Annotated in this window: 5 protein-coding genes; 4 read left to right on the forward strand and 1 reads right to left on the reverse strand. The window is 62.0% G+C overall.

From position 1 onward, the window contains the following. The 4 genes from AC0QTX_RS26365 to AC0QTX_RS26380 all read left to right on the forward strand — a co-directional run. On the forward strand, positions 1-747 hold a 747-nt coding region (locus tag AC0QTX_RS26365), incomplete at its 5' end, for a DUF1612 domain-containing protein (RefSeq protein ID WP_474606758.1). A gap of 111 nt (positions 748-858) precedes the next feature. Further along, a complete protein-coding gene (locus AC0QTX_RS26370; protein ID WP_474606759.1) occupies positions 859-2,133 on the forward strand; it encodes a four-carbon acid sugar kinase family protein in 1,275 nt (424 codons plus the stop codon). Between the two features lie 28 nt (positions 2,134-2,161). Then, the gene (pdxA, locus tag AC0QTX_RS26375; protein WP_474606760.1) at positions 2,162-3,166 is read left to right on the forward strand and encodes a 4-hydroxythreonine-4-phosphate dehydrogenase PdxA; all 1,005 of its coding nucleotides are present in this window, start codon (positions 2,162-2,164) and stop codon (positions 3,164-3,166) included. A gap of 123 nt (positions 3,167-3,289) precedes the next feature. After that, complete coding sequence (locus AC0QTX_RS26380) at positions 3,290-4,087, forward strand: MBL fold metallo-hydrolase (protein ID WP_474606761.1); 798 nt, start codon at positions 3,290-3,292, stop codon at positions 4,085-4,087. Between the two features lie 621 nt (positions 4,088-4,708). Here AC0QTX_RS26380 and AC0QTX_RS26385 read toward each other — a convergent pair. Continuing rightward, complete coding sequence (locus AC0QTX_RS26385; protein ID WP_474606762.1) at positions 4,709-10,603, reverse strand: Ig-like domain-containing protein; 5,895 nt, start codon at positions 10,601-10,603, stop codon at positions 4,709-4,711. Between the last annotated feature and the right edge of the window lie 7 nt (positions 10,604-10,610).

Genomic DNA, 10,610 nt, shown 5'->3' on the forward strand with positions numbered 1-10,610 from the left:
CGAGGAGGCGCAATCCACTCAGCTCGGACATCGAGAGCCTCAGAGCTGATGGAGCGGCAACTCGAGGATGCAACGCAAGCCCGCGGGATCGAACTCAAGCGTGGCCTTGCCCTGAAGATCCTTGGTCATGCTGCGCTCGATCAGGCGGGTGCCGAAGCTACGCTTGGTCGGCGGGGTCACTGCGGGTCCATCTACGATCCCGATCAGGATGAGGGCGAGGCCGAGGACCTGTGGCTCGATGTGGTCAAGCGTACCAGCTCCTGGCCAGCGATCGCTGCAGCCGCGGTGGCCTGGAACGCCTGGCTCGATCTCAACCTCTACACCCGCCTGCCGTGGCTCGGGCTGATCATGGCAGCCGCCATCCTACGGGCGAGGGGGCTCACCCACCACCTGCTGCCGCTCGCCGCCGGCTTCAAGCAATCGAAGTTCCGGCCGCAGGGCCGGGAAGGGGCGGCCGAGAAGCTGGAGGGCTTCTGCCAAGTGCTCGAGGAGGCGCTTTCCCTCGCCCACAAGGATCTTGACCGGCTCATCCTCGCCCGTGAGCTAATGCACCGGGTCACGGCCAGGACCCGCTCCAACTCGAAGCTGCCGGAGCTGGTCGAGCTGTTCCTGTCCCGCCCGCTGGTGACGGTGCCGCTCGCGGCCAAGCTGCTCAAGGTCACACCCAAGGCCATTGACTTGATGCTGGCGCAGCTCGGGGGAGCCCTGCCGCGGGAACTTACCGGACGCACCCGCTACAGAGCATGAGGCATCGTGTAGAAGCAGCGCGGCTCAATCAGCGCACCTGAATGCTGGTGTCTTGCGAGTTCATCTGTGGCGAGCAAGTATGCCCCTAGAAACTGGGGCAGCCGGACGTCGATGGTCGAAACCTTAATCATTGCCGACGACTTGACTGGTGCCGCAGACTGCGCCGTTTCATGCGCTACGGCGGGTGCCGACACGGTGGTTCTCCTCGATGCAAAAGCCGATCCGGGCGGTGCAACTGCTGTCTCAGTCGATGTGAATTCCCGAGCTATGACGCCCCAGGAGGCCGGAGTCGCCGTCACGGGAGCGGTCCAACAGCTCTACAGCAAGAGCACACGCATCCTGTACCACAAGATTGACTCGACTTTGCGTGGCAGCTGGCCATCGGAGCTTGCTCATATCCGCCAGGCGGCAACGGATGTCCTTGGATATGCGCCTCTTGTGATCGTTGCACCCGCTTTCCCCGGAACGGGACGCAGGACGATCAATGGGCATGTGTTCGTCAACGGCACTCCGCTCGGGAACACGGGCCTCTGGAAACAGGCAGGCCTGACAGGTTCCGGCGATCTACGGACTATCCTTGAGGATGCTGGGTTCAGGGTCGGGATGGTCACTCTCGAGCAGGTTGCGCTCGGTACCGAGGCACTCAAGGCGCGGCTCGTAAAGTGGGTAGATGCCAGAGGCGACGTTGTCGTATGCGATGCTCAGACCGAGGATGACCTGCTCACGGTTGCGGCCGCATCCCTCATGCTGACTGGAAAGCCGCTGTGGGTCGGGTCTGCCGGCCTGATGCGGGCTCTTGTCAGGGCCAGGGAGGGGGAGGTCGTTCCCACATTCGCCCCAATATGTGGGGCGGCAGGAAAGCCCATTCTTATTGTCGTGGGCAGTGCATCCAGTGTGTCACACATGCAGTTCGATGCGCTGGCGGAGGAGCAGGGTGTCGTGCCTGTGACCATTCTGCCGTCAGCTCTTCGGGAGACCAGCGCTTCAGGACGGGGGCAGTCCTACTCCCAAACACTCGATAAGGCTTTGGCATCGGGGTCAGACGTCGCGGTTACGATCAGGGGTGAAGAAGTCAACTTTCAGGAGGGACCGCAGCTTGCCGCGGCTCTTGCCGCGCTGATTGCCCCGCACCTGTCCCGGGCTGGTGGGCTTATTGTTACTGGTGGTGAGACGGCACGGGCGATCCTGCATCGAACCGGTATATTTAGGTTGAGAGTGCAGGGCGAGATTGAGCCCGGAGCGCCCATCGGAGTATCGATTGGTGATATTGCTATCCCGGTGATCACAAAGGCTGGGGCCTTCGGCGACCACGCGACCTTGAGGCGTTGCCGGGGGATCCTGCGAGGCGGTCGGAGCAATCATTCCAATTCTGCGATGAGTGAGTAGTGTAGACCGTTGGCCAGAGGATGCATGTATGAGTCAGCCTATCATAGCGATCACAATGGGCGATGCGGCCGGTGTCGGTCCTGAAATCATCATGAAGGCGCTTGCTCATCGGCAGGTATACGAGCGCTGTAAGCCTCTGATCATTGGAGATGCCAACCGCCTGCGGCAGGCAGGCGAGATCGTCGGCTCCTCCTTGAAAGTTCGAACTGTGTCAGGTCCGAAGGATACTGTGTTCGAGTACGGGGCAGTTGATTGTATTAATCTCGGCCTGATTCCCGATAGCCTGCCGTGGGGCAAGCTATCCCCGCTCGCGGGTGATGCGGCATTCCGGTACATCGAGCGGGCAGTCGCACTGGCCTCAGCCAATGAGGTCGATACCATCTGCACGGCCCCGCTCAATAAGGAGGCGCTCCACGCAGGAGGGCATCCCTTCCCGGGCCATACCGAGATCCTGGCGGCGCTGACGCATACGCCGGAAGTCTCGATGATGCTGATGACACCGAAGCTGCGCGTCATCCACGTGACCACCCACATTGGCTTGATCGATGCCATCGCAAAGATCGAGCCGGGACTGGTGGAACGGACCATTCTTCGCGGGCACGAGGCCCTTGTGCGCTCGGGGATCGCAAGCCCCCGCATCGGGGTGTGCGGAATCAATCCTCATGCCGGCGAAAACGGATTGTTTGGCCATGGCGAAGAGGAGCAGAAGATCGAACCAGCCGTGCAGACGCTTCAGGCACGCGGCATCCATGTCGAAGGCCCTCTTCCGGCTGACACCCTGTTCTTTCGCGCCCAGCGCGGCGACTTTGATCTTGTGGTCGCCATGTACCATGACCAGGGCCATGGTCCGGTCAAGGTTCTTGGGATCGAGGAAGGCGTCAATGTCACTGTGGGGCTGCCCATGATCCGTACGTCGGTGGACCATGGCACGGCCTTCGATATCGCCGGAACGGGCCGGGCTGATGAGCGGAGCATACTCGAGGCCCTCAATCAGGCCATCCTCTTGGCTCCGCAGCGTACCACCATTGCCTGAAGGCCTCTGATTTCGTGAGCCGTCGGCTTGTGGTCTGGCAGCTTCCAAGGCCTACATCGTCAATGTTCTGCCAGCATCCTGGGGGTGTAGGACTTTCCTGACCTGGGACAGTGGAGGGTGCCGATGACAAGATTGATGCAAATTGCCTGTGCGGTTGCTGCCTGGGCAAGCCTGAGCTTGCCGTTGTCTGCTGCCCCGGCGGAGCCGGAAAGCTGCCCTGGATTGATCGCCTCCCGAGACACTCTGTTCTCCCGGGCTGCACTGCGCCAAGACGAGGTCGGCCTTACCTTCGTGGGCCACGCCACCTTCTTAATCGAGACTCCGCAAGGGGTGCGGATTGCCACCGACTACAGCGACGGCACACGTCCACCTGTCACGCCTGACGTGGCCACGATGAACAAGGCGCATTCCACCCACTTCAGCTACCGCCCAGATCCGAGGATTAAGCATGTGCTCAAGGGGTGGAACCCAGCCGGAGGGCCAGCCTACCACGACCTAACCGTGCAGGATGTGCGCATCCGGAACGTCTCGACCAACATCCGCAGCTACGGTGGGGCGACGGCGTACGACGGCAACTCTATCTTCGTGTTCGAGACCGCCCAGGTATGCATTGCTCATCTCGGTCACCTGCACCACACCCTCTCGCCCGAGCATCTCAAGAAGCTCGGGCGCATTGATGTTCTGCTGGTGCCGGTGGATGGCGGCTACACGCTGGAAACCTTTGACATGATGGAGGTGCTGCGGGCGATCAATGCCCCGCTGATGATCCCGATGCACTTCTTCGGGCCATCAACCCTCAACCGCTTTCTCGCCTCTGCCCGGGAGCACTTCCCGGTGGAGTTCAGCGACAGCGCAGCCATCACCCTCGCGCGCGCCGCACTGCCGAGGAGCCCGAAGATTCTGGTCCTGCCGGGGCACTGAACGGCTGGTAAATGGCTCCACCCCAACCATCTGACTTTTAGTCAGAGGGCCCTGGGTTCGAGTCCCAGCGCGCTCACCAACAATATCAAAGGGTTACCAGCATTTGCCCTTTGAGTCGTTTTCTTCCAGGTAGCCAAACGTTTTAGCTGCCGCGGCTGGCTCGTGTTCCAAGCCATTCTAGCCACAATACCAAGAATGACGGAGTGAGACGTTCGAAGCCTTGCCCCAGTCCTGCTCTCAGTTTGACCTGAAGCAGCCGTTCCGATGTAAGGACGATCCTTCGACACCGGCTTTATAGGACGTCCGAACCCGGCCTTGATGAAGGCTTTAACACAAACGATACGCCTGCTCGTCGCCTTCCGCATGGACTTGGCGGAGGCCCAGCCTCAAGATGACCGCAGACGTTCCTCTCCCGTGCGGGTCGAACTCGGGACAGAAGCGCTCCGATGGAACGTACAGGGGCTCGCGATGACGCACCGTCGTCGCTCGTTATCTACTGCTCGTGAGAGGCGGCGAGGCATCTCATCGCCGCCTCTACCCTCCATGAACACTGTTCGCGCGGCCGCCATGCGGTGGGTCCCTCCAAGTGGAAAGCCCCGGATAACTCCGAGGCTTTCGCGTTTAGATCAGGATGTCATCAGCATTGAGCCGCGGCAGCGGGGTCGGAGCCGTGGTGCCTCCTACCAACAACGTGACACTGAAGTCCTCCAGACCGTCCGTGCCGGTGTTGAGGCTCAGCCTGCCAGTTGCGCTGTTGTAGTAGAACGCGTCCTCCAGCATTTGACCCTCGATGGGAGCCTGGTTGAACAACTGGAGGCCGTTGGCCGCGCCTTGAGTGCCGACCATGTTCGGGTCGAAGTCGAAGTTACGGAAGTCGAACACATCGTTGGCAGCCGTTTGCCCTTGCATCAAGACGGTGTCGCCACGATCGAAGATGTCGAGGAACACGAACGTGTCGTCTCCAAGACCTCCCGTCAGGTCGTCCGCACCATGACCGCCGACGAGGATGTCGTTCCCGTCCTGGCCGTTGATGGTGTCGTTGCCGTCACCCCCGTGGAGTGAGTCTGCTCCAGGTGCTCCGGGATTGTTAGTTCCCGTGCCACCGCCATCGCCGTTGATGATGTCGTCCCCGCTGCCACCGTGGATGATGTCGTTGCCGTTGCCGCCTACTAGGAGGGGGTCGTTCCCGTCTTTGCCATAGATCGTATCGTTGCCCCCAAACCCTTGCATGGTCGATGCGAGACCGGCACCATCATTGAGGATGTCGTCATTAGCCGTTCCCCGCAGCACTGCAGGACCGCCGTTACCCTGGTCATAGTTGTAGGGGTCAGCGAACTGAACCGGCTCCTGATCGATCTGAGGAGCCACTGGGTCAGTGATCCCGGTGATGTTGATCGTGATCTGGCCAGAATCGGAATCCTCGGTCCCGTCATTCGCAACATACTGGAACGTGATCGCCTGCGTCACGCCCTCGTTCAGGTGATCGAAAGCCGACGCTTCGCCGTTGAACAGGAAGCTCTGGTTCGCCGCGTCGAAGGTCACGTAAGTCGGAAGGGTGCCGACAACCTTGATCGAGGTCGGATTGCTTTCCCCGTCCGTGACAACCGGCTTGATCTCCGCTGTCATTTGATCCTCGGTGAGGTCCACTGTCCTGCTCTCGACCACCGGCTTGGTGTTGGCCGGTGCCACGTCGTTGTCCAGCACGGTGGCGGTGGCGAAGTTGTCGAAGTCGTCGAAATGAGCTTCGGTCAACAGAACCGTCACATCCAGAGTTTCCTTGGCCTCAACGACCGCGTCATCGGCCAGCACGACCGTCATGGTCGCGGTGGCAGCCCCAGCCCGGAAGCCTTTGACGCCCGTCTCGGAGCCGTTCCAGAGGACCTTCGCGATGTCGCTCTCATCAAGGCCGGTCATCTTCAAGGCGATAGCCAACTCGTTCGTGTTGACGCCTTCCCTGCGCATGAAGTCGAAAGTGATCTCCCCACCCTCGGTGACGTCGCCGCCAAGATACGCCACGCTCACGAAGGGGACGGGGTCGGGCTCGGGAGCACTGTCGGCGACATTCACCGGCTGCGCCACCATCAGACCGCTGTAACGCGGGTCGTCGCTGGCCGTATCGATCCAGACATCGCCCGTGTGCGGGCCTTCATCCACCCCATCCTCATTCGCGATCACCGTCACCGTCTGCACGGTGCTCCAGTTCTCGGGCGTGAAGACCAACTGCGAGGAGCCATCTAGAGCCTGCGCAGTGACCTGATTGTCACCTGAGAGCATCACCGTGACGTTGGTGGCTGGAGCATCGGCCAGAGCGATGGCGAACGAACCGTTGGTCCCAAGCTCGGTCGCAGCAACGATGTCCGTGACGATCACGTTTCCGAAGCTGACTTCGCCGCCTTCACCACCGGTGCCATCATCCGTGCCGCCACCGTTTCCTCCGCCATCGCCGCCCGTGTCACCGCCAGTCGTGCCGGTTGCACCGACGCGGCTTGTGGACAGCGAGTAGACCGTCTCGATGGTATCGCCAGCGCGATCCTCGTAGATCGCCCTGCCGCGCAGGAATGAACCATAGTCGGCCTGCGCGACCGTATAGGACATTTCGTAGGGACCGTCCTCCGGGGATAGACCAGTGGTGATCTCGTCCCACGTATTGCCGTCCTTGGACCGCTCCCACGCCCATTGCCACTCGTCCTCGCGACCGCGATCCCGGTAGCCGTCACCATCCTCGAAGGTACCGACATTAAGCGTCAGCCTCTGGCCGACCTCGGGCGTCATATCATCGATAGACAGATTGCCCGTTGGCACGTCGTTGATGTTCACGATGGCGGAGGTCTCGTTCACCGACCGCGTTATCACAGTGCCGTTCGCAGCCCTGGCCTCGACCCGGATCGACATACCGGTGAACTCGTCATCGCCAGCGATGGCGAACGTGGTGTTCGGTGCGACGGTGAATCCGAGTTCGTGCGGGGGTGCGGTCGGATCGTCCGCCTCCACGCCGATCAGGACGTAGGACACCGCGCCGGGAACAGTCGTCCATGTCAGGGTGCTGTTCTCGTCAAGGTTGTCCACCGTGAGCAGGGTGAGTGGCCCGGCATCCTGCGTGACCGTCACGTTCACCTTCGCGGTGTCGCCACCGTTCAGGGTATAATCGAAGGTGTCGATGCCGACGAAGCCCGCGTTCGGCGTGTAGACGAGCTTGCCGTCCTGAATTGCGACCGACCCATTCTTGCCTTGGGTGTTCGACGTGATGGTGGTGGAATCGCCCTCGAAATCAAAGTCGTTCGCGCGCACGTCGATGGGGATGGCTGTTCCCATCGGGGTTTCCGCCGTGTCATCGAAGGCCATGGGCGGCGTGTTCGGGTTCGGATCGCCCACCTTGGCGGTCACCAAGGAGTAGACCGTCTCCTGCGTCTCGCCCCGGTCCAAGTAGCTCGCCGCACCCCGGAAGACAGCCCCGGCGTCCGTCGCGGTCACCTGGTAGGAGTCGGTGGTGCTGACCTGCTCCCAGGTCGCACCGCCATCCTTGGACCGCTCCCAGATGTAGCCGAACTCGTCCGGTCGATCCGCGCGTAGGCCGTCGCCGTCGTCCAGATCGCCAATCGAGATCGTCAGCAACTGACCGACCTCAGGCGTGTTGTCGCTGATCACGGGCCGACCAGTCGGAGCATCATTAAGGTTCACGATTACATCGGTCGGGATCGCCGATCGAGCGAGCACCTTGCCGTTCGCATCCCTGGCCTCGACATGGACCACCATCCCGACGAACTCGTCGCTGCCGTTGATGGCGTAGGCGGTGTTCGGAGCGACCGCAAAGCCGAGCGTATGCGGGTCCACACCGGGCGCATCCGCTTCCGTTCCGATCAGGACATAGCTTGCCGCGCCCGCAACCGCATTCCACGACAGCGTGCTGTTCTCGTCCAAACCGGTGGTCGGGCTCACGAAGGCGATGGTGGTGAGCGCAGGCTCTTCGCCCACCGGGGGCTCATCGACCGGAGGCGGCTCTTCGCCCCCGCCTGTCCCGACGCCCGTGACCGTGATCTCCACCGTCGCCGGATCGCTGTCCGTCGTACCGTCGTTCGCCACGAACTGGAAGGTAACCACGTTGATGTCGCCCTCGTTTAGGTGCGCAAAGGCTCCTGCATTCGGGGTGAACACGAACTTACCGGTCACTGGGTCCTGGGTCACCGTGCCGGTGGCGGGCTGGGAACCCGTCAGGCGGTAGGTGAGCGGGTTGCTTTCGTCGTCATACCCATCGGGCGTAATTTCGATGCTGGTCGCATCCTCGTTCATGGTGTCCGCAACCCACAGGGCAACGGGTGGGGTGTTGATGACGGGCTCCTCCACTGCTGGGGCCGTGTCCGTAATGGCGACCGACAAGTCAGGAGCCGTCACCCATTCGTAGGCAGGGTCATCGTAGCTAAAGCCGGAGAAGCGCAACGTGTCGGTGGTTCCGGTGGATTCCGCCACGCCATCGGCATACCCCGTGATCGTGACCGTCTGCGGATTGTTCCAGTTCTCAGGCGTGAACAGGAGCGTGCTCCGGTCCAATTCCACCTCCCAGAGGCTGGGCATGATATCCACCCACACGTCGCCGGTCGGCGGGGTATTCAGCGCCACGGTGAAGGTGGCGCTCGTGCCGTCTTCCGTCACGACCATGGAGGTGCCGCTCGGGGTGATGGTTAGCCCTGGCGTCTTGGGTGTTCCTCCGACCGGCGGCGCTGCCGAATCATTATCGAGAATATTGGCCGTGAAGCTGCCAGCGGTCTGGCTGGCCACGTGGCCGGGGCCGGACCCCACTGTCACCATAAGGGTTTCGGCCTCTTCTGGGGCCGTGTCGTTGGTGGTCGGGATGCTGAGCGTGGCCGTAGGCGAGTTGTACCAGAAGGTGGCGTCGGCCTTCGTGGTGAAGTCCTGGCCCGCCGCCGCCGTTCCAGTGATCGTCACGGGCACGGTGAGCACCGAACTCAGATCACCCGTGCGAGTGAGGGTGAAGTTCACCACCCCGCCTTCGGTCACGCCAGCGGCGGGACCCGTGATGCTGATCTCCGGCTTGAAGCCCGCTGGGTTGCCCTCGCCGTACACCGTGAATTTTCCGGTCGACACGGCACTCGTCAACTCGCCGTCACTGACGGTGAACTGGTAAGTAAAGCTCTGGTCTTTGCCTTTATGAATTGAGTCGAGGAACGCCTGGGTGGGGGCGAACCGAAGCCCGCCGTAGGTTGGGTCTCGGCTGATCGTTCCAAATTCCGGCTGAGCGCTCACGAGAGTATAGGTCAGATCCGCCGAGTTGGTTGTCTCGGCATCCTCCCCATAGGCACCGAGGGAGTAGTACCCGCCGTATTGGGCGAACATCGATTCGCTGGTGCCTGTATCATAGGCCCACGCCTTGGGAGCCGTGTTCTCAGGGGCTGCATCGTTGTCGATGAAGCGCCCCGAGACGCCAGTCACCGCGCCGGGGAGATAGTTTTCGCTGGCGGCGAGCTTGATCTCGTAGGTGCTCGGGTTGACCTTATCGTCTTCAGGGATAGCCACGGTTGCCCACGTCTTTGACTCGCCGGGCCTGAACGTTGCCGAAAACGGTCCGAAGGTATCGCTCTCGAAGTTGACAGTCAGTTCCTGATCGAGGCGCGCGTCGCGGGTGATCTCGAATTCCTGTACCCCGCCTTGGCCTTCCGTAACATCGCCATACAACTGGGTGTTGGCGAGGATCGTGACCTCCGGCAGCGGCGCATTCTCGCCCACTGGCTCGGCATCGTCGTTGATGATCGTGCCGACCGCCTCGACGTCCGTGCCGAGGGTGGCCCCGGTGGCCCCAGTTAGGCGCACGGTGACGGTCTCGCCGACCTCGTAGGCGCTGTCGTTGACGACCGGAACCGTGATCACCCCGGAGGACGACCCGGCGGGGATCGTAACCGTGTCGGTGATGATACCGCCGCCGAGAACGACATTGTCGATCTTGATCGAATAGTCATTGCCGTAGGAATCGGCGCCGCCGTCGATACGCACCGCATCGATGCCGGAGAAGTTCGGGCCGAGCGTGACGGTAGCGGTCTGTGGTCCGCCGTTGCCGAGGGTCACCTGCTGCAAGCCGACCACCACGCCGCCCCTGATGGCTTCGATGGTGACGACTTGGTTGGTCGAGGCCGTCGAGACGGCCAGGCTGGTGAGGGACAACTCGCCGGAAGTAATGGCCTGGATCTGGCCGCCTCCGGTCGTGGCAGTGAGGGCGGCTCCATCGCCACTCGCGGAGATCCCGGTCCAGCGCACGCCGCCATAACCAGCGGGAATGGCGCTGTGAATGGCACCCGTGCCGTCAAAGTCGATTACGTTGCCGGACGTAGTCGCCTCATAGGTCAGCGTCACGTCCTGGGTAGCAGGGCCGCTCAGGGTGATCGGGATGCTGATTGACCCAGCCGCCTCCGATGCAGTTGCATCGGCAATGGAGGCTACCACCGGGGCGGTGTTGGGCTCGTCCATGGCCGCGACCGTGATGATCACGGTGGCGGTGTTGGAGTCCACCGTGCCG

This window comes from Microvirga sp. jy35 (assembly GCF_056148915.1).